This is a genomic window from Serratia sp. AXJ-M (genome assembly GCF_046531865.1).
GTDB lineage: Bacteria > Pseudomonadota > Gammaproteobacteria > Enterobacterales > Enterobacteriaceae > Serratia > Serratia liquefaciens.
Genome location: NZ_CP059394.1, coordinates 5,113,477 through 5,133,236, shown reverse-complemented (window position 1 = coordinate 5,133,236; position 19,760 = coordinate 5,113,477). Strand labels below are relative to the sequence as shown.

The 19,760-nt window shown below is 57.5% G+C and carries 15 protein-coding genes; 6 read left to right on the top strand and 9 right to left on the bottom strand.

Annotated features, from left to right (window positions below; translation table 11 throughout):
* Positions 1–33 precede the first annotated feature (33 nt).
* The 6 genes from H0S68_RS23880 to priA all read right to left on the bottom strand — a co-directional run bounded on the left by H0S68_RS23880 (position 34) and on the right by priA (position 7,542).
* Positions 34–951 (bottom strand): 1,4-dihydroxy-2-naphthoate polyprenyltransferase, encoded by a 918-nt coding sequence (locus H0S68_RS23880; protein WP_020837544.1) that lies wholly within the window; start codon positions 949–951, stop codon positions 34–36.
* A 91-nt stretch (positions 952–1,042) separates the two neighbouring features.
* Positions 1,043–2,377, bottom strand: a complete 1,335-nt coding sequence (gene hslU / locus H0S68_RS23875; RefSeq protein ID WP_020837542.1) for an HslU--HslV peptidase ATPase subunit — start codon at positions 2,375–2,377, stop codon at positions 1,043–1,045.
* A gap of 12 nt (positions 2,378–2,389) precedes the next feature.
* A complete protein-coding gene (hslV, locus tag H0S68_RS23870; protein ID WP_012147466.1) occupies positions 2,390–2,920 on the bottom strand; it encodes an ATP-dependent protease subunit HslV in 531 nt (176 codons plus the stop codon).
* 102 nt (positions 2,921–3,022) lie between these two features.
* Complete coding sequence (gene ftsN / locus H0S68_RS23865) at positions 3,023–3,964, bottom strand: cell division protein FtsN (RefSeq protein WP_020837536.1); 942 nt, start codon at positions 3,962–3,964, stop codon at positions 3,023–3,025.
* Positions 3,965–4,029: 65 nt separating this feature from the next.
* The gene (gene cytR / locus H0S68_RS23860) at positions 4,030–5,058 is read right to left on the bottom strand and encodes a DNA-binding transcriptional regulator CytR (RefSeq protein ID WP_020837535.1); all 1,029 of its coding nucleotides are present in this window, start codon (positions 5,056–5,058) and stop codon (positions 4,030–4,032) included.
* Positions 5,059–5,346: 288 nt separating this feature from the next.
* The gene (priA, locus tag H0S68_RS23855) at positions 5,347–7,542 is read right to left on the bottom strand and encodes a primosomal protein N' (protein ID WP_020837534.1); all 2,196 of its coding nucleotides are present in this window, start codon (positions 7,540–7,542) and stop codon (positions 5,347–5,349) included.
* 199 nt (positions 7,543–7,741) lie between these two features.
* Here priA and rpmE point away from each other — a divergent pair, with 199 nt between their 5' ends.
* On the top strand, positions 7,742–7,957 hold the full coding sequence (gene rpmE / locus H0S68_RS23850; RefSeq protein WP_012147462.1) for a 50S ribosomal protein L31: 216 nt from the start codon (positions 7,742–7,744) through the stop codon (positions 7,955–7,957).
* 77 nt (positions 7,958–8,034) lie between these two features.
* Here the strand turns inward: rpmE and metJ are convergent, their stop codons facing one another.
* Positions 8,035–8,352, bottom strand: coding sequence for a met regulon transcriptional regulator MetJ (gene metJ / locus H0S68_RS23845; protein WP_012147461.1), 318 nt, complete (start codon positions 8,350–8,352; stop codon positions 8,035–8,037).
* Positions 8,353–8,669: 317 nt separating this feature from the next.
* Between metJ and metB the strand changes: the two genes are divergently transcribed.
* The 3 genes from metB (at position 8,670) to metF (ending at position 13,388) form a co-directional block, all read left to right on the top strand.
* The gene (metB, locus tag H0S68_RS23840; RefSeq protein ID WP_020837533.1) at positions 8,670–9,830 is read left to right on the top strand and encodes a cystathionine gamma-synthase; all 1,161 of its coding nucleotides are present in this window, start codon (positions 8,670–8,672) and stop codon (positions 9,828–9,830) included.
* Between the two features lie 2 nt (positions 9,831–9,832).
* On the top strand, positions 9,833–12,268 hold the full coding sequence (locus tag H0S68_RS23835) for a bifunctional aspartate kinase/homoserine dehydrogenase II (RefSeq protein WP_020837532.1): 2,436 nt from the start codon (positions 9,833–9,835) through the stop codon (positions 12,266–12,268).
* Positions 12,269–12,494: 226 nt separating this feature from the next.
* A complete protein-coding gene (gene metF / locus H0S68_RS23830) occupies positions 12,495–13,388 on the top strand; it encodes a methylenetetrahydrofolate reductase (RefSeq protein WP_020837531.1) in 894 nt (297 codons plus the stop codon).
* Positions 13,389–13,566: 178 nt separating this feature from the next.
* Here metF and ppc read toward each other — a convergent pair whose 3' ends face one another.
* Both ppc and argE read right to left on the bottom strand, forming a co-directional pair.
* The gene (ppc, locus tag H0S68_RS23825) at positions 13,567–16,203 is read right to left on the bottom strand and encodes a phosphoenolpyruvate carboxylase (protein ID WP_046374890.1); all 2,637 of its coding nucleotides are present in this window, start codon (positions 16,201–16,203) and stop codon (positions 13,567–13,569) included.
* A gap of 387 nt (positions 16,204–16,590) precedes the next feature.
* A complete protein-coding gene (argE, locus tag H0S68_RS23820) occupies positions 16,591–17,736 on the bottom strand; it encodes an acetylornithine deacetylase (protein ID WP_164171170.1) in 1,146 nt (381 codons plus the stop codon).
* Between the two features lie 216 nt (positions 17,737–17,952).
* Between argE and argC the strand changes: the two genes are divergently transcribed.
* Entirely contained in the window at positions 17,953–18,957 is a 1,005-nt protein-coding gene (gene argC, locus H0S68_RS23815; RefSeq protein ID WP_122080448.1) for an N-acetyl-gamma-glutamyl-phosphate reductase, read from the top strand.
* Positions 18,958–18,986: 29 nt separating this feature from the next.
* A complete protein-coding gene (gene argB, locus H0S68_RS23810; protein WP_020837527.1) occupies positions 18,987–19,760 on the top strand; it encodes an acetylglutamate kinase in 774 nt (257 codons plus the stop codon).

Genomic DNA, 19,760 nt, shown 5'->3' with positions numbered 1-19,760 from the left:
TCCGCCCTGTTGGCAAAATCATCAGTTCGATGGCTAACTGAGCACCACGCCAATCGCGAACAACACATTGGCCAACAGCGCCGCTTTGACCATATGTTCCAGCATCGGGCGCATGCCTGCCGGCGTTGGATCGCGTAACACGCGCAGGCCGTGGCGCACCAGTAACGGGATAGCCAGGACAAACAGCCAGCCCCACGGGCTATGCAGGTTAAGCAGCGTGAACAGCGCGAAGCAGGCTACTGCGCCGATCAGCAGCGCCACGTGGTAATAGCGTGCATTCTGTGGCCCAAGGCGTACCGCCAGCGTATTTTTGCCGTTGGCGCGGTCGCTTTCGATATCGCGCAAATTATTGATGTTCAGCACCGCGGTGGCCAGCAGGCCGCAGGCCGTGGCCGGCAACATCACGATACTGTCGAACGCATGGGTTTGCAGGTAGTAGGTGCCTGCCACGCTCAGCCAGCCAAAGAACACCAGCACCGAAATGTCACCCAGCCCCAGATAGCCATAGGGTTTGGTGCCGACGGTATAGGTAATGGCGGCGACGATAGACAGCCCGCCCAGCACCAGGAAGCCCACCACGTCGCTGGGTTGTTCGCAGGCCACGGCGATCAATGAACAGCCGGCAATCGCGATCAACACTACCGTCACCACCAGCGCGCGCTTCATTTGTGCCTGGGTGATCATGCCTTTCTGCATGCCGCGCAACGGCCCGATGCGATCTTCTTTATCGCTGCCTTTTACCGCATCGCCATAGTCGTTCGCCAGGTTGGAGAGGATTTGCAGCAGGCCAGCAGTCAGGAGTGCCAGCAGCGCCACGCCGGGTTTCAGGCTGCCTTGCCAGGCGGCAATGGCGGAACCGACGACGATCGAGGCAAAGGCCAGCGGCAGGGTGCGCGGTCGTAAACTTTCAAGCCAGGCTCTGGCCGGGGAGGTGGTAGTTGATGAGCTCATTTTTCGCTTCAGAGTTAGTGGCTGTGTCCGTTAGAAATAATTGTGGGAGGCAATGCCTCCCACAGATGACTGACTGGACATGATTGAGCGATTATAGGATAAAACGACTCAAATCTTCATCCGCTACCAGTTCATCCAGATGATTACGTACGTAATCCGCATCAATTGTAATGGATTGACCATTAATTTCACTCGCATCATAGGAAATATCTTCCATCAGACGCTCAAGCACGGTGTGCAAACGACGCGCGCCGATGTTTTCGGTGCTTTCGTTAACCTGCCATGCGGCTTCTGCGATGCGGCGGATGCCATCGGCGGTGAAGTCGATATTGACGCCTTCGGTACCCATCAGCGCTTTGTACTGCTCGGTCAGCGACGCGCTTGGCTCGGTCAGGATGCGCTCGAAATCTTCGGTGGTCAGCGCCTGCAATTCAACGCGGATCGGCAGGCGGCCCTGCAGTTCCGGGATCAAATCTGACGGGCTGGCGGTCTGGAATGCGCCGGAGGCGATAAACAGAATGTGATCGGTTTTCACCATGCCGTGCTTGGTGGAGACGGTACAGCCTTCCACCAGCGGCAGCAGATCGCGCTGAACGCCTTCACGTGACACGTCCGGGCCGGAGCTCTGGCCACCGCGCTTACAGATTTTGTCGATCTCGTCGATAAACACGATGCCGTGCTGTTCAACCGCTTCAATCGCCTGTTCTTTCAGCTCTTCCGGGTTCACCAGTTTGGCCGCTTCTTCTTCCACCAGCAGTTTGAAGGCTTCTTTAATCTTCAGCTTGCGCGGTTTCTGCTTTTGGCCGCCGAGGTTCTGGAACATCGACTGCAGCTGGTTGGTCATCTCTTCCATGCCCGGAGGAGCCATGATCTCCACGCCCATCGGCGCGGCAGCCAGATCGATCTCGATTTCTTTATCGTCCAACTGGCCTTCACGCAGTTTCTTGCGGAATGCCTGACGTGCAGCAGAAGGCTCTTGATGCTCTTCCGCCTGGCCCCAGTTGTTCTTGGCCGGCGGGATCAGCACATCGAGGATACGCTCTTCGGCCAGCTCTTCGGCACGGGTGCGGTTCTTGTCGATTGACTGCAGGCGCACCATTTTGATCGCGGCATCGGTCAGATCGCGGATGATGGAATCCACTTCTTTACCGACGTAGCCCACTTCGGTGAACTTGGTGGCTTCAACCTTGATGAACGGCGCGTTGGCCAGCTTCGCCAGACGGCGGGCGATTTCGGTTTTACCGACGCCGGTCGGGCCGATCATCAGAATGTTCTTTGGTGTGACTTCATGGCGCAGCATCTCGTTGAGCTGCATCCGGCGCCAGCGGTTACGCAGGGCGATGGCAACGGCACGTTTGGCTTTGTTCTGGCCAATGATGTAGCTGTCCAGTTCGCTGACGATCTCGCGCGGGGTCATTTCAGACATAGTATTCGATCCTTACGCTTTGGAAGGCAATTCTTCAATGGTGTGGAAATGGTTGGTGTAAATACAGATGTCGCCGGCGATGTTGAGGGATTTATCAACAATTTCGCGGGCGCTCAGTTCGGTATTTTCCAACATCGCACGAGCGGCTGCCTGGGCGTACGGACCGCCGGAGCCAATCGCAATCAAATCGTTTTCAGGCTGGATCACGTCACCGTTACCGGTGATGATCAGCGATGAGTTTTCATCCGCGACGGCCAGCAGCGCTTCGAGCTTGCGCAGCATGCGGTCGGTACGCCAGTCTTTCGCCAATTCAACGGCTGCTTTCACCAGGTGACCCTGGTGCATTTCCAGCTTGCGCTCGAACAGCTCAAATAGCGTGAAGGCATCCGCGGTGCCACCGGCAAAACCGGCAATCACTTTATCGTTATACAGGCGACGTACTTTCTTGACGTTGCCCTTCATTACCGTATTGCCCAAGGTGGCCTGGCCATCGCCACCGATCACTACCTGGCCGTTGCGGCGTACGCTTACAATTGTTGTCACGAGCAGACCCTCGTTGAAGACGGAAAGAAGCCCTCGCAGCATCTGCTTGCGCAGACACTACGAGGCATATTGAGAGTATAGATGGGGGGGGATTGACGCTTTTCAACCCCCAACGGAGAGGGGAATGCAACTTGACATGCCTACGCCCTTCAGGCGCGACAGGGTTTTGTCCGCAGCAGCCCGGCTGCTGTATGGGCCAAGAACCACGCGATTCCAGCCTCCGCCGGCGGTGATACGGCTTTCGATGCCTTCAAACGCCAGGCGCGCACGTACGGATTCTGCCTGATCGGTGGCGCGGAACGAGCCGCACTGCACCATCCACTTCTGCTTCGATTCTGGCTTGGTTTCCGTTTCCTGCTTGGCCGTTTCCTGTTTCACTTCCGGCTTCGGCTGCGGTTTTGGCTCAGGATGCTTAACCTGCGCAGGCGGCGGTGTGACCGGCTGCGGTTTGGGTTGCGGCTTAGGCTGTTGCTGCACTGGCTGTGTCGTCGCACCGTTGTTAAATGGATTACGCGGCTGAGTCACCTGCGGCTGCTGTTGGACCTGTTGCTGCTGGATTGGCTGCTGTTGCATCTGCTGTTGCTGCTGGCGGTTGTTACGCGCAGCGGCTTGTGAAGGGTCGTTATACGGCACTTCATTGAGCTGCGTCGGGCGCTGTTGCATATCCGCCTGCATTTGATCCAGCAGTTGGCGCTGCTCGGCGGTCAGCTGAGTCTTGGAGTTGGCTTCGCCGCCGGCCGTCGGTTCGGTCGGGGTTTGTACGCCAATCTGGCGATTCTCCAGCTCTTTGATATAACGCCAACGTTCTTCCGGCTTCGGCGGTAGGCCATTGCCCGGACGATTGGTGTGCGCAGGCAGCAGCGGCACGTCATCCGGCTTGTTGTGCGTAATGAAATAGAGGCCACCGACAAATATCACCAGAAGTGCGACGGCCAGCGCCAACACGGTTTTGGAGACCTTCGGAGAACTGCGTTTTTTACGGCTGGGGGTTTTTCGCTTAGCTCCTGCTGCGCGCCCACGGCTTACATAGTCTTTTTGTGCCACTATTATTCCGCTGTGTCCTGATGAGGGGATAAGTCCGTCATGTTACTGAACCCTAAAATGTTTGACTAGCGTTTAGGGGCAGCCGTGCTGCCTCTGATAATCAATTCACTGTCCAAAAGCCGGGAGCCGCTGGCCACGTTCTGTCCGTGCAACTGCTCCAACAGCAACAGCATTGCCTGCTGGCCAATCTGGTAGCGCGGTTGAGCCACCGTGGTTAACGGCGGATCGCAATACTGCGCCAGTTTAATGTCGTCAAAGCCGACGATGGAGAGGTCCTGCGGTACCCGCAGCCCCATTTTTTTCGCCTGCGACAGCACGCCAATCGCCATTACGTCGCTATGGCAGAAGACTGCCGTCGGTGGTTTTGGTTGCGCCATTAGCGCCGCCAGCGCCTGCGCGCCAGCTTCGTAGGTGAAATCACCTCGGGTAATATAGCTGCTTTCGACGCTAATGCCATTACGACGTAGCGCCTGAATGTAACCTTGCAGCCGATAATGGCTCAACGGCATCTGTTCAGGCCCGGCGACACAGGCGATTTGCTTGTGTCCGAGCTGATGTAAATAATGCACGGCCTCGAAGGCGGCGGTCAGGTTATCGATGTGTACCGTCGGCAGTTCCAGCTCCGGGGCAAACTCGTTGGCCATCACCATCGGCGGCAGATTGCGTTGTTCTTCCTTGCTGGCGTCGAACGGCAGGTTGGAGCCGAGCAGCAGCATGCCATCGATTTGCTTGGTGATAATCAAATTGACGAAGGTGCGTTCCTGTTGGTTTTGCTGCGCGCAGTCGCCAATCAGCACCAGATAACCCTGTTGTGCCGCGGTTTGCTCGATCCCCTGGATCACATCGGCGAAAAAGGGATCGCAAATGTCGGGGACGATCACCAGGATGGTGCGGGATTCGTTGCGTTTGATATTACGGGAGAGGGCATGAGGAGAATAGCCTACGGCCAGCACGGCCTGTTCCACTTTCTGACGCGTCGGCGTTGACACCTTTTCCGGATTCATCAACGCACGCGACACGGTTGCCGTTGAAACGCCCGCCATTTCGGCAACGTCTTTCATGGTTGCCATGGATAATTCTTTCTTGTGTTCCAACGCCTTTCTCCTTGCGTTAGCCCCATGCCAACGCGACTACTTCAGTTTGCTCACAAATTCTGGCGTGCGGTGGAGTTGTTATGATTTAGCGCCATCCGCGCTTAAACATTCGGTCACGGTAGTGCAGCGGTGACAAAATTGCCTTCACAGACATTCTAAACAGAATATGTCCTGCCTTTGTTACCTAATTTGCATAAAAAGTGTGACCTGAGGAGGTTTTTTAGCGTTCGCTCGCAATTTCAAGGGTAAACGTTTGCCTGGCAGGAACTGAATCAGACTTTTCTGGGTTCAGCTGTCTATCGGGTCGATGTCCAGCGTCCATTTCACCTTGCGTGCCTGCGGCAGGGTACCGACTAACGGCAGGGTGCTCTTCATCAGCCGTTGTAACACCTGCCGTGAAGGGTGCTGCAACAGTAACTGCCAACGAAAACGGCCGCCGCGTTTTGACTGTAGCGCGGGAACCGGCCCCATCACCCACAGGGAATCGTCCTTCAGCGGGCTGGCTTCCAGCAGATTGCGCAATTGCTGCAGGAATTGCGGAGCCTGTTGGTTGTCGTGATCTTCCGAACGGACAATGATGTGGCTGGTATAGGGTGGCAGGAATACGCTGTTGCGCTCTGCCAGCGTCTGTTTGGCAAAGGCGTCGTAGCCCTGTTGCAACAGAATTTGCAGCAGCGGATGTTCCGGATGATGGGTTTGCAGCAACACTTCGCCGGCTTTACCTGCCCGGCCGGCACGACCGGAAACCTGGGTATACAACTGGGCAAAACGCTCGGCGGAACGGAAGTCGGCCGAGAACAGCGCACCGTCAACATCCAGCAAGGCCACCAGCGTGACATCCGGGAAATGGTGCCCTTTTGCCAGCATCTGGGTACCGATCAAAATACGCGCACCGCCGCGGTGAATATCCGCCAGGTGCTGTTCCAGCGAGCCCTTGCGGCTGGTGGTGTCGCGATCGATGCGGGTGATGGGCGTTTCCGGGAACAGCGGCGCCAGTTCGTTTTCCAACTGTTCGGTGCCGACGCCCACCGACACCAGATGCGTCGAACCGCACTGCGGACACTGGTGCGGTACCGGGCGCTGGCTGTCGCAGTGGTGGCAGCGCAGTTGACGTTGGTTTTGGTGGAAGGTGTAGTAATGATCGCAGCGCTGGCATTCGGCAATCCAGCCGCATTCGTGACACAGCAACGCCGGGGCGTAGCCACGACGGTTAAGGAACAGCATCACCTGGTTACCGGCCTTCAAATGGTGCTGCATGCTTTTCAGCAACGGCTGCGACAACCCTACCTTCAGCGGCAGGCCTTTCAGATCGATCAGGTGCTGAGCCGCCGGTTTGGCGTTGCCCGCACGCTGGGTGAGTTTCAACTGGCGATATTTGCCCAATTGCACGTTGTGCAACGTTTCCAGCGCCGGTGTCGCGGAGCCCATCACCATCGGGATGTTTTCCTCGCGGGCGCGGAACACCGCCAGATCGCGTGCGTGGTAGCGCCAGCCTTCCTGCTGTTTATAAGAGCTGTCGTGCTCTTCGTCGATGATGATCACGCCCAGGCGTGCAAACGGGGTAAACAGCGCCGAGCGGGTGCCGATGACAATCGCCGCTTCGCCGCTGCGGGCGCGCAACCACACCGACAGCCGTTCGCTGTCGTTAAGACCGGAGTGCAGCACCTCTACCGGCGCATTGAAGCGTTCGCGAAAGCGGGCGATGGTTTGCGGCGTCAGGCCGATTTCCGGCACCAGCACCAGCGCCTGTTTGCCGGCAGCCAGAATGTTTTCCAGCACGCTGAGATAGACCTCGGTTTTGCCGGAGCCGGTGACCCCGGCCAGCAGCCAGGCGGCGAACTGAGTATCTTCGCTGCGGATGGCGCCCACGGCGGTTGCCTGCTCGGTGTTCAACCGTAACCGTTCGCCCAGCACTTCAAAGCCGGGCCGCCAGTCTTGCGTTGCTACCGTCTGGGCCCGTAAATCGACCAGCCCCTTGGTGCGCAAGGCCTGCAAAGCGCTCTCGGTTAACGCCAGTTCATTGACCTGGTGGCGATAAACCGGGCGTTGCAGCAATGCCGCCAGCGCCTGCTGTTGTTTGGGGGCGCGCTTCAGGCTTTCCGGCGGCGTGGCGCGGCCCTGTTCGGTCGCGAACCATTGCCACAGCGGGGCCGTTTCCGCCGCTTTCCCCTGACGCAGCAGGATGGGAAGCGCGTGGAACAGCACTTCGCCGATCGGGTAATGGTAATAGTCGCTGGCCCAGCGAAGAATACGCCACAGGCTGGAGGAAAATAAGGAGGCGTCGTCGATCACGCTGTCGATCGGTTTGAGCTTATCCAGCGGCAATTCGCTGGTTTCGCTGCAGCCGGTGACGATACCGATCGCCCGCTGCTTGCCCCAGGGAACGCCTACGCGCGCGCCGACCGCAGGCTGCAGGCCTTGCGGCAGCAGATAGTCGAAGGTGCGGGCGAGGGGTACCGGCAAAGCAACGTGAACAACAGGCATTGAGGTCATCCAGAGTAAAAAAACAGTCCATCAGTTTACACGGCGCATCGGCAAATGTACGGTTCCGATTGCGTGGTACTTTTAATTCTGTATAATTTGCCGCCTTTGGTATAATTCGATACCAAATTTTATTATCAACCACGTGTGGTGTCTGGCGAAACAGGGCTGGATAGCGACACGGCCTTAACTGAGGTTTCCCATGAAACAAGGTATCCACCCAAAATACGAAGAAGTTACTGCTAACTGCTCTTGCGGTAACGTGATCAAAATCCGCTCTACCGTGGGTCACGATCTGAACCTGGACGTTTGTGGCGAATGCCACCCGTTCTACACTGGCAAGCAGCGTGACGTTGCTACCGGTGGCCGCGTTGACCGCTTCAACAAGCGTTTCAGCGTGCCAGGCGCTAAGAAATAAGATTTCTTATCGTCAGATGAAAAAGGCGCCTTCGGCGCCTTTTTTCGTTTCTACCGTCTGCTTTCGCAGACCGGCGCTTAGTATTCCCAGGTATCGGGATCCACACCCAATTCACGCATCAACAGCTTCGCGGCTTCCGGGATTTCATCGCTGCGTTCTTTGCGCAGGTCTTCGTCGTTCGGCAGCGGCTGGCCGGTAAAGGCGTGCAGAAACGCTTCACACAGCAATTCGCTGTTGGTGGCGTGGCGCAGGTTATTGACCTGGCGACGGGTCCGTTCATCGGTGAGGATTTTCAGGACCTTCAGCGGAATGGATACCGTGATCTTTTTGACTTGCTCGCTTTTTTTACCGTGTTCAGCGTAAGGGCTGACATACTCGCCGTTCCACTCAGCCATGGGACACCTTAAATTTGTCAGAAAAATTACAAAATTCTAAAAACCGGCCAATTATGCCCGATCTTCACTGTTCTCACTAAATAAATGTCAATTATACGCGACCAGGGTCACTGAATGCGGACGATCAATAGGTGTCGCCTATGCATTCCGGGTTAACATCGTATCGTTATATCAAACCGGCATAATTTTAGCGGGTATTAGGGCATTGCTCAATCTATACGCAAAGAAGTTTAGATGTCCAGATGTATTGACGTCTATCCTCGCTGCGATTAATCTTTAGGCCTCATTCATCCGAATCCCGAGAGCCGAGCGACCCTATGACGCGTAAACCTGCCACGATTGCCGTACGTAGCGGCCTGAACGATGACGAACAGTACGGCTGCGTTGTTCCGCCGATCCACCTTTCCAGCACCTATAATTTTACCGACTTCAATCAGCCTCGCGCTCATGACTACTCGCGCCGCGGTAACCCGACGCGTGACGTGGTCCAGCGTGCGCTGGCGGAACTGGAAGGCGGTGCCGGTGCGGTGATGACCAGCAGCGGGATGTCGGCGATCCATCTGGTGACCACCGTATTGCTGCAGCCCGGCGATCTGCTGGTGGCGCCGCATGATTGCTACGGCGGCAGCTACCGGTTGTTCGATAGCCTCAGCAAGCGTGGCGCTTACCGCGTGCTGTTTGTCGATCAGGGGAATGAAGAAGCGCTGCAGCAGGCGTTGGCGCAAAAGCCCAAGCTGGTGCTGATTGAAAGTCCAAGTAACCCGCTGCTGCGGGTGGTGGATATTGCGGCGATATGCGATGCGGCACACGCAGTGGGGGCCTTGACGGTGGTGGACAACACCTTCCTCAGCCCGGCGCTGCAGCAACCCATCGGGCTGGGTGCCGATCTGGTGGTGCATTCCTGCACCAAATATCTTAACGGCCATTCCGACGTGGTCGCCGGCGCGGTGATCGCCAAAGATAAAGATCTGGCGGTGGAGCTGGCGTGGTGGGCCAATAATATCGGCGTGACCGGCGGCGCGTTCGACAGCTATTTGTTGCTGCGCGGCATGCGTACCCTGTCGCCGCGTATCAAGGCGGCGCAACAAAACGCCGAAGCTATTGTCAGTTATTTACAGCAGCAACCCTTGGTGAAAAAGCTGTATCATCCTTCTCTGCCACAGAACCCTGGGCACGAGATTGCACGTCGTCAGCAACGCGGTTTTGGCGCGATGCTCAGCTTTGAACTGGACGGTGATGAAGCGCTATTGCGCCGTTTTCTGTCTGCCCTTGAGCTGTTTACTCTGGCAGAATCGTTGGGCGGCGTAGAAAGCCTGATCTCGCATGCAGCGACCATGACCCATGCAGGTATGGCGGCAGAAGCCCGTGCGGCGGCCGGTATTTCCGAGAGCCTGCTGCGTATCTCCGTGGGTATTGAAGACAGTGAAGATTTGATTGCCGATCTGGAACGTGCCTTCCAGGCGGCGGCAACGAGGTAAGCATGAATGCAATTGCGGTAGCAGGGCCGGTGAGCGGGCGTCAACTGCACAAGTTTGGCGGCAGCAGCCTGGCGGACGTGAAGTGTTATCTGCGGGTGGCCGGGATCATGGCCGAATACAGCCAGCCAGGCGACATGATGGTGGTGTCGGCTGCCGGCAGCACCACCAACCAACTGATTAGCTGGTTGAAGCTTAGTCAGAGCGATCGCCTTTCTGCGCATCAGGTTCAGCAGACGCTGCGTCGTTATCACAGCGATTTGATTAGCGGTCTGTTACCGCCGGAAACCGCTGAACCCTTGATCGCCGAGTTTATTCAGGATCTGGAGCGTCTGGCCGTGTTGCTGGACGAAAAGCTCGACGACGTCATCTATGCCGAGGTGGTTGGTCACGGCGAGATCTGGTCGGCGCGCCTGATGGCGGCGGTACTGAACAAACTGGATATGCAGGCGGCCTGGTTGGACGCGCGCGATTTCCTGCGGGCGGAACGTGCTGCCCAGCCGCAGGTTGATGAAGGCCGTTCTTATCCTCTGCTGCAACAATTGCTGGCACAGCATCCGGGCAAACGCCTGGTGGTGACCGGTTTTATTTCACGCAATGACGCCGGTGAAACCGTGCTGTTAGGGCGTAACGGCAGTGACTACTCCGCCACGCAGGTCGGTGCGTTGGCCGGTGCGGAGCGCGTGACCATCTGGAGCGACGTGGCTGGGGTCTACAGCGCCGATCCCCGCAAGGTGAAAGACGCCTGCCTGCTGCCGCTGCTGCGCCTGGACGAAGCCAGTGAACTGGCGCGTTTGGCGGCTCCGGTGCTGCACACCCGTACTTTGCAGCCGGTATCCGGCAGCGATATCGATCTTCAACTGCGTTGCAGTTATCAGCCGGAACAGGGTTCAACGCGTATCGAACGCGTGCTGGCCTCGGGCACCGGTGCGAAGATCGTCACCAGCCATGACGACGTGTGTTTGATTGAGCTGCAGGTTGCCAGTCAGCATGATTTTAAACTGGCGCAGCAAGAGTTGGATTTGGTGCTTAAGCGCGCGCAGATCAAACCGTTGGCGGTAGGGGTTCATCCGGACCGCAGTCTGGTTCAGCTGTGCTACACCTCCGAAGTGGTGAACAGCGTCCTGCACACGCTGCAAAACGCGGGGCTGCCGGGGGAGCTGCAACTGCGCGAAGGCTTGGCGCTGGTGGCGCTGGTAGGTGCCGGCGTTTGTAAAAACCCGCTGCACAGCCATCGCTTCTATCAGCAACTGAAAGACCAGCCGGTAGAGTTTATCTGGCAGGCTGAAGACGGCATCAGCATGGTGGCGGTGCTGCGTCAGGGGCCAACCGCGCTGCTGATTCAGGGCCTGCATCAGACCCTGTTCCGCGCTGAAAAACGTATTGGTCTGGTGCTGTTCGGCAAAGGCAATATCGGCGCACGCTGGCTGGAGCTGTTTGCCCGCGAGCAGAAAAACATCTCCGCCCGCAGCGGCTTCGAATTCAGCCTGGCGGGCGTGGTGGACAGTCGCCGCAGCCTGCTCAATTACGACGGGCTGGACGCCAGCCGCGTATTGGCCTTCTTCGAGGACGAAGCGCAGGAACTGGACGAGGAGTCGTTGTTCTTGTGGATGCGCGCGCACCCGTTTGACGATCTGGTGGTGCTGGACGTGACCGCCAGTGAAAATCTGGCCGAGCAGTATCTGGACTTCGCCAGCTACGGTTTCCATGTGATCAGCGCCAACAAACTGGCGGGAGCGTCGTGCAGCGCCAACTATCGCCAAATTCGCGATGCCTTTGCCAAGACCGGCCGCCACTGGCTGTATAACGCTACCGTCGGTGCCGGTCTGCCGGTCAACCACACGGTACGCGATCTGCGCGACAGTGGTGACAGCATTCTGGCCATTAGCGGCATCTTCTCCGGTACGCTGTCCTGGCTGTTCCTGCAGTTCGACGGCACGGTGCCGTTCACCGACCTGGTGGATCAGGCCTGGCAACAGGGGCTGACAGAACCGGATCCCCGCGTCGATCTCTCCGGTCAGGATGTGATGCGCAAGCTGGTGATCCTGGCGCGCGAAGCGGGCTACGACATTGAGCCGAATCAGGTGCGGGTGGAGTCGCTGGTGCCTGCGGGCGCAGAGCTTGGCTCCGTGGATCAGTTCTTTGAAAATGGTGATGCGTTGAACCAACAGATGTTGCAGCGCTTTGAGGCCGCCAGTGAAATGGGGCTGGTGTTGCGCCATGTTGCGCGTTTCGATGCCAACGGCAAGGCGCGGGTCGGTGTTGAAGCGGTCCGCCCTGAACATCCGCTGGCGTCGTTGCTGCCTTGCGATAACGTATTCGCTATCGAAAGCCGCTGGTATCGTGACAATCCGCTGGTGATCCGTGGACCCGGGGCCGGGCGCGACGTCACTGCCGGCGCGATCCAGTCAGACCTTAACCGTTTGGCGCAGCTGCTTTAATTTTCTTGTGGGCGCGCATCCGTCGCGCCCCTCGTTTTTCCTGCCATAATTCTCTGTGTTGCGAACATGAAATTCCTTCTCTTTACGGGTGAGGATTAATCATCGTATTCCCCTCACTTTCCTGTTGACTCTTTAGCCAACATACGGCATTTTCTATCTAGACGTCTAAACGTATAGACGCTTATCAAAACAAGCAGAACAGCGATCGATAAGAGGCGGGCAGGGTATGAGTTTTTTCCACGCAAACCAGCGGGAAGCGCTGAATCAGAGTCTGGCGGAGTTAAACGGCCAGATTAACGTATCATTTGAATTCTTCCCGCCGCGCACCAGCGAGATGGAAGACACCCTGTGGCAATCCATTGACCGCCTGAGCAGCCTGAAGCCAAAATTTGTTTCCGTGACCTATGGCGCTAACTCCGGCGAGCGCGATCGCACCCACAGCATCATCAAAGGGATTAAGGATCGCACCGGTCTGGATGCGGCCCCACACCTGACCTGCATCGACGCCAGCCCGGCTCAGCTGCGTGAGATTGCGACCGATTACTGGAACAGCGGCATCCGGCATATAGTGGCACTGCGTGGCGACTTGCCACCGGGCAGCGGCAAGCCGGACATGTACGCGACCGATTTGGTGGCCTTGCTGAAGGAGGTTGGCGATTTCGATATCTCGGTTGCCGCTTACCCTGAAGTGCATCCGGAAGCGAAAAGCCCGCAGGCGGACCTGATTAACCTGAAACGTAAAATCGATGCCGGCGCCAACCGGGCGATTACCCAGTTCTTTTTCGATGTGGAAAGCTACCTGCGCTTCCGCGATCGTTGCGTCGCTACCGGCATTGATGTGGAAATCGTCCCGGGCATTCTGCCGGTATCCAACTTCAAGCAGCTGCAGCGTTTTGCCACCATGACCAACGTACGCGTACCGAGCTGGATGACCAGCATGTTTGAAGGGCTGGATGACGACGCGGAAACCCGCAAAATGGTCGGCGCCAATATCGCGATGGATATGGTGAAGATCCTCAGCCGCGAAGGGGTAAAGGATTTCCACTTCTATACGCTCAACCGTGCAGAGATGAGCTACGCCATTTGCCATACGCTGGGTGTGCGTCCGGTCGCGGCCTGATTCACTCTATTCATCATCATCGGGAAGGGCGCTGGGTCAATACAGCGCCCTTTTTGTTGGGCGCAATTTCCTCCAATACCGCTACCGCTGCTGGGCAACCCGTTGAGATGAAGCATCCGTCAGCGGGGGATAAAAAAAAAGGCCCCTGCAAGCAGGAGCCGTGCTTTTGGCGCTTAACCTAGCCGGTATTGCGCATCCCGGCAGCAACGCCGGCAATGGTGACCATCAGCGCCTGCTCAACGCGGGCGTCCGGGTGCTCCTGCTGGCGCGAACGGTGCAGCAGCTCAGCCTGCAGGACGTTCAACGGGTCGGTGTACACGTTACGCAGCGCAATGGATTCGGCGATCCACGGCAGGTCTTCCATCAGGTGCGCGTCATTGGCGATGGTCAGCACCACCTTGATGTCGCTTTCCAACTGATCGCGCAGCTGCTGGCCCAGTGGCCACAGCGATTTGTCTACCAGGCGTTGGTCGTAATATTCCGCCAGCCACAGGTCGGCCTTGGCGAACACCATTTCCAGCATCGCAATACGGGTGGAGAAGAACGGCCAGTCGCGGCACATGGCTTCCAGCTGATCCTGCTTGCCGGCTTTTACCGCTTCCTGCAAACCGGCACCGGCGCCCAGCCAGGCCGGTAACATCAGACGGTTCTGCGTCCAGGCGAAGATCCACGGAATGGCGCGCAGGCTCTCTACGCCGCCGTTTGGCTTGCGCTTGGCAGGGCGGGAGCCCAGCGGCAGTTTGCCCAGCTCCAGTTCCGGCGTGGCGGCGCGGAAATAAGGCACAAAATCCGGGTTTTCGCGCACGTAGCCACGGTACATTTTGCATGAGGTGTCTGACAGCTCATCCATCAGCGTACGCCACTCTTTTTTCGGCTCTGGCGGCGGCAGCAGGTTGGCTTCCAGGATGGCACCGGCATACAGCGCCAGGCTGCTGATGGTGACTTCCGGCAGACCGAATTTGAAGCGGATCATCTCGCCTTGCTCGGTCACGCGCAGGCCGCCTTTCAGGCTGCCCGGCGGTTGCGACAGCAGTGCCGCATGCGCAGGTGCGCCGCCGCGGCCAATCGAACCGCCACGGCCGTGGAACAGAGTCAGCGCTACACCAGCCTTTTCGCAGGTTTTGATCAGTGCGTCTTGAGCGCGGTATTGCGCCCAGGAGGCGGCCATCACCCCGGCGTCTTTCGCCGAGTCGGAATAGCCGATCATCACCATCTGTTTGCCCTGGATAAAGCCGCGGTACCAGTCAATATTCAGCAACTGGGTCATCACGTCGTCGGCGTTATTCAGGTCATCGAGGGTTTCGAACAGCGGCGCGACCGGCAGCGGGAACGGACAACCGGCTTCTTTCAGCAGCAGGTGAACCGCCAGCACGTCCGAAGGCGTGCGCGCCATGGAGATCACGTAGGCGGCAATCGAACCTTCTGGCGCCTCGGCGATCACCCGGCAGGTTTCCAGCACTTCCTGGGTGTCGGCGCTCGGTTCCCACTTCAACGGCACCAGCGGGCGTTTGGAATTCAGTTCACGGATCAGGAACGCCTGCTTGTCGGCTTCTGACCAGCTTTCGTAGTCGCCAAGGCCCAGATAGCGGGTCAGTTCGGCGATGGCTTCGGTGTGGCGCGTGCTTTCCTGGCGAACGTCGATGCGTACCAGTGGCACACCAAAGCAGCGCACGCGACGCAGGGTATCCAGCAATTGACCGTTGGCGATGATGCTCATGCCGCAGGCTTGCAGCGACTGGTAACAGGCGAACAGCGGTTCCCACAGCTGTTCGTTATTCACCAGCAGATCGTGCGGCTTCAGTACGCGCTCGCCTTTCAGGCGGCCTTCCAGATAAGCCTGAGAGCTCATCAACTGGCTGCGTAGCTGCTTCATGATTTCGCGGTACGGCTCTTGAACCTCGTCGCCACCGGCCCGTGCGCGCAGTTCCGGAGTACATTCGGTCATCGACAGTTCGGACACCAGCACCTGAATATCGCGGGTGAACAGATCGCAGGCTTTCCAGCGGCTCAGCAGCAGCACGTGGCGGGTGATCTCGGCCGTGACGTTCGGGTTACCGTCGCGGTCACCGCCCATCCAGGACGTGAAACGCACCGGCACCGCTTCCGCCGGCAGGCTGTAATCAATGGAGTTTTCCAGCTGTTCGTTGAATTCGCGCAGGAAGGCAGGCACCCCTTCCCACAGGCTGTTTTCCACCACCGCAAAGCCCCACTTGGCTTCGTCAACCGGGGACGGACGGTGTTTGCGGATCTCGTCGGTATGCCACGATTGAGCCACCAACTGACGCAGGCGGCGCATGATCTTGTTGCGCTCGTAGTCGGCCAGATCGTTATGGTCGAGCTGGCTGAGGCAGGTGTTCACCTCTACCAGTTTGTGGATCAGGGTGCGGCGGGTGATTTCCGTCGGGTGCGCAGTCAGCACCAGCTCGATAGAAAGTTGAGACACCGCATTCTGCAGCTCTTTGGTGCTGAGCTTTTTGTCTTTCAGCCGTGTGAACAGTTGAGCCAGCGCTTCCGGGTTGCTGGCGGCTTCACCGTTGGGTGAAATGCTGTGGTACTGCTCGGCGGTATTGGTCAGATTGAGAAACTGACTGAAGGCGCGTGCGACCGGCAGCAACTCGTCGTTGGACAGGTTTTGCAAGGTGGAAAGCAGCTCCTGACGGTGCGCTTCATTGCCTGCACGTGAAGATTTGGAAAGCTTACGGATAGTTTCAACGCGATCGAGAATATGCTCGCCCAGCGCTTCTTTGATGGTATCGCCGAGCAATTTGCCGAGCATACTGACATTACTTCGCATTGCCGAATATTGTTCGTTCATATAACCCCTGACCCAGTTCTGTATTTACCCTTCATCTTTCAAGCCACAGCGGTGTTGGCTTCGCGCTCTCACCCCGTTCACTTGGTTGATCCAAGCTCCCGGGGATTCAAGCGTTCGCCGCCTAGCTGCAACTTGAAATCTATTGGGTAGATGATTTTTATCTTGTAAGTAAGTTTCACATGTCAGGCGAAGAGCGCCTGTTTTATCTCGCCACGTTCCTGTCCAATCGTCAATTGACACTATTTTTAGCAAAAAAACATCAAAATCGGCGCATTTTCTGAAATTTAATTACGGCACGCCGGTTATCAGTCTGGCTTATTTCATTGGTTTAATACGTATTTTGAGGTAGGGGAAATGATAAATCATAACCCCTACTTTGTATCAGGTTTATTGACGGCAGAAATGATCGACCAGTTGGCCCAGCAGTTTGCGCGTGGGTTCGATAAAGCCGGTATCGATGTATTCATCCGGCTGATGCGCCTGGTCGATAGAGCCGGGGCCCAGCACCAGGGTCGGACAGACCTGCTGGACGAACGGCGCCTCGGTGCAATAGTTGACCACCTGTGTACGGGTGCCCAGCAGTTTCTCAATCACCGCCACCATCTGATGATCGGTCGGACACTCGTAGCCCGGTACCGAGGCATGCAGTTCTTCAATGCTCAGGCGGCCCGGCCAGCGTTGGCTGATGGGTTCCAGCGTTTGGTGCATCAGTTCGTTGATATTGTCGAGCGTCATGCCCGGCAGCGGACGGATATCCAGATGCAGTTCACAGCAGGCGCAGATGCGGTTAGCGGCATCGCCGCCGCTGATATGGCCGAAGTTCATGGTGGGATAAGGCACGGCGAATGCCGGGTTGTTGTAGCGCTCCTGCAGCGTTTTACGCAGCTCCATCAAACGGCCGATGGTGTCATGCATCAGATCGATGGCGTTCACGCCGCGCGCCGGGTCGCTCGAATGGCCAGATTGGCCGACAATGCGAATGGCGTTGGCCATATGGCCTTTGTGCGCACGCACCGGCTGCAATGAGGTCGGTTCGCCGATAATCGCGAAGTCAGGGCGGATGCTGGTCGAGGCGGCGAAGTAACGTGCGCCGGCCATCGTCGTTTCTTCATCTGCGGTGGCCAAAATGTACAGCGGCTTGGTCAGCTGGCTGGCATCGATGTCACGCACCGCATCCAAAATAAAGGCAAAGAAGCCCTTCATGTCGGCGGTACCCAGTCCATACAGCTTATTGTCGTGCTCGGTCAGGGTGAAAGGATCGCGTGTCCAACGACCTTCATCATAAGGCACGGTATCGGTGTGGCCCGCCAGCAGCAGGCCGCCACTGCCTTCGCCAATGCTTGCCAGCAGGTTGAATTTGTTGCGGCTGTCCGGCACCGGCTGCACGTCGACGCGGAAACCCAAATCGGCAAACCAGCCGGCCAGCAAGTTGATTAACGCTTCATTACTCTGATCGAGGGCACCATCGGTGGCGCTGATCGACGGAGTGGCGATCAACGCCCGGTACAGCTCAATAAATGGAGGTAATTTCATCTTCACTGTTGACAGCCTTTGGTTAGGTTGGTATCAATATTCATGCAATTATTGTGAATAAAAATACAATAAGCTGGAGCGTAAGGGAACCCGATTCCCGGATGATTATAAAAACATCAACGCTCGACCTCGTGGGTGAACGGCGAAACAACGCTGGTGAGCCTGGAAACCTGAGTCGAAAACGACCAAACGCAAGTCAAGAAGGTGAAAGGCCCCATGTTGAATACGCTGATTGTCGGTGCCAGCGGTTATGCCGGAGCGGAGCTCACGGCGTACCTTAATCGTCACCCACACATGAACATAACCGCTTTAGCGGTTTCAGCGCAAAGTGCAGATGCAGGAAAATTGCTTTCCGATTTACACCCTCAGTTAAAAGGTATCGTCGATCTGCCGTTGCAACCACTGGTTGACGTTGCGAAAGCGGCTGAAGGTATCGACGTGGTGTTTTTGGCCACGGCGCATGAGGTCAGCCACGATATCGCGCCGGCATTCCTGGCCGCAGGTTGTGTGGTGTTCGATCTTTCCGGTGCATTCCGCGTAAAAGATACCGCTTTCTACAGCCAGTACTACGGTTTTGAACATCAGCATGCCGAGCTGCTGGAGCAGGCGGTATATGGCCTGGCGGAGTGGCAGAGCGACGAAATCAAACGGGCGCAGCTGATAGCCGTGCCAGGCTGTTACCCAACGGCAGCGCAGCTGGCACTGAAACCGCTGATCGACCAAGGTTTGCTGAACCTCGACCAGTGGCCGGTCATCAACGCCACTAGCGGCGTTAGCGGCGCGGGCCGCAAGGCCAGCGTTACCACCAGCTTCTGTGAGGTGAGCCTGCAGCCGTACGGAATTTTCAACCACCGTCATCATCCGGAAATCGTCGCGCATCTAGGGGCTCCGGTCATCTTTACGCCACATTTGGGTAACTTCCCGCGTGGTATTCTCGAAACCATCACCTGTCGCCTTAAAGCCGGCGTGACCGCGCAGGACGTGGCCGCCGTTTATCACGCTGCCTATGACGACAAACCGCTGGTGCGGCTGTACGACAAAGGCGTGCCGGCGCTGAAGTCAGTGGTTGGGTTGCCGTTTTGCGATATCGGCTTTGCCGTGCAGGGCGAACACCTGATTGCCGTGGCGGTGGAAGACAACCTGTTGAAAGGCGCAGCCGCTCAGGCGGTGCAATGCCTGAATATCCGTTTTGGGTTCCCGGAAACCCAGTCATTACTTTAATAAATCACCAGCGTGGGATGTAAACAGCGATGAACCCGTTAATTATCAAGTTAGGTGGCGTGTTATTAGACAGTGAAGAAGCGCTGGAGCGTTTGTTTACCGCGCTGGACAGCTACCGCCAGCAGCATCAGCGCCCACTGGTTATCGTCCACGGCGGCGGTTGCGTGGTGGACGAACTGATGAAGCAGCTTTCCCTGCCGGTGGTGAAGAAAAATGGGCTGCGGGTTACCCCGGCCGATCAGATCGACATTATCACTGGCGCACTGGCCGGTACGGCCAACAAAACCTTGCTGGCATGGGCGATCAAACACCAGATTAATGCCGTAGGCCTGAGCCTGGCGGACGGCGGCAGCGTCACCGTCACCCCGCTCGATCCGGCGCTTGGCCACGTAGGCAACGCGCAGCCGGGGTCGCCGGCGTTGCTCAATACCCTGCTGGGTGCCGGCTACCTGCCGGTGATCAGCTCTATCGGTATTACCGCCGATGGGAAGTTAATGAATGTAAACGCCGATCAGGCGGCGACCGCGTTGGCCGCCACGCTGGGTGCGGATTTGATCCTGCTGTCGGATGTCAGTGGCATCCTCGACGGAAAAGGGCAGCGCATCGCAGAAATGACGGCGCAAAAAGCGGAACAACTGATTGCCCAGGGCATCATCACTGATGGTATGGTGGTGAAGGTGAATGCGGCGCTCGATGCGGCCCGCACCCTCGGTCGCCCGGTAGATATCGCCAGTTGGCGCCATGCCGATCAGCTTCCTGCACTGTTTAACGGCGTGTCGATTGGCACCCGGATCCTCGCTTAA

Bases quoted from the DNA above. Each gene is read 5' to 3' on its own strand.
- metF (WP_020837531.1), top strand. From the start codon at position 12,495: ATGAGTTTTTTCCACGCAAACCAGCGGGAAGCGCTGAATCAGAGTCTG.
- H0S68_RS23835 (WP_020837532.1), top strand. From the start codon at position 9,833: ATGAATGCAATTGCGGTAGCAGGGCCGGTGAGCGGGCGTCAACTGCAC.
- metJ (WP_012147461.1), bottom strand. From the start codon at position 8,352: ATGGCTGAGTGGAACGGCGAGTATGTCAGCCCTTACGCTGAACACGGT.
- ppc (WP_046374890.1), bottom strand. From the start codon at position 16,203: ATGAACGAACAATATTCGGCAATGCGAAGTAATGTCAGTATGCTCGGC.
- argB (WP_020837527.1), top strand. From the start codon at position 18,987: ATGAACCCGTTAATTATCAAGTTAGGTGGCGTGTTATTAGACAGTGAA.
- rpmE (WP_012147462.1), top strand. From the start codon at position 7,742: ATGAAACAAGGTATCCACCCAAAATACGAAGAAGTTACTGCTAACTGC.
- priA (WP_020837534.1), bottom strand. From the start codon at position 7,542: ATGCCTGTTGTTCACGTTGCTTTGCCGGTACCCCTCGCCCGCACCTTC.
- H0S68_RS23880 (WP_020837544.1), bottom strand. From the start codon at position 951: ATGAGCTCATCAACTACCACCTCCCCGGCCAGAGCCTGGCTTGAAAGT.
- argE (WP_164171170.1), bottom strand. From the start codon at position 17,736: ATGAAATTACCTCCATTTATTGAGCTGTACCGGGCGTTGATCGCCACT.
- argC (WP_122080448.1), top strand. From the start codon at position 17,953: ATGTTGAATACGCTGATTGTCGGTGCCAGCGGTTATGCCGGAGCGGAG.
- hslU (WP_020837542.1), bottom strand. From the start codon at position 2,377: ATGTCTGAAATGACCCCGCGCGAGATCGTCAGCGAACTGGACAGCTAC.
- metB (WP_020837533.1), top strand. From the start codon at position 8,670: ATGACGCGTAAACCTGCCACGATTGCCGTACGTAGCGGCCTGAACGAT.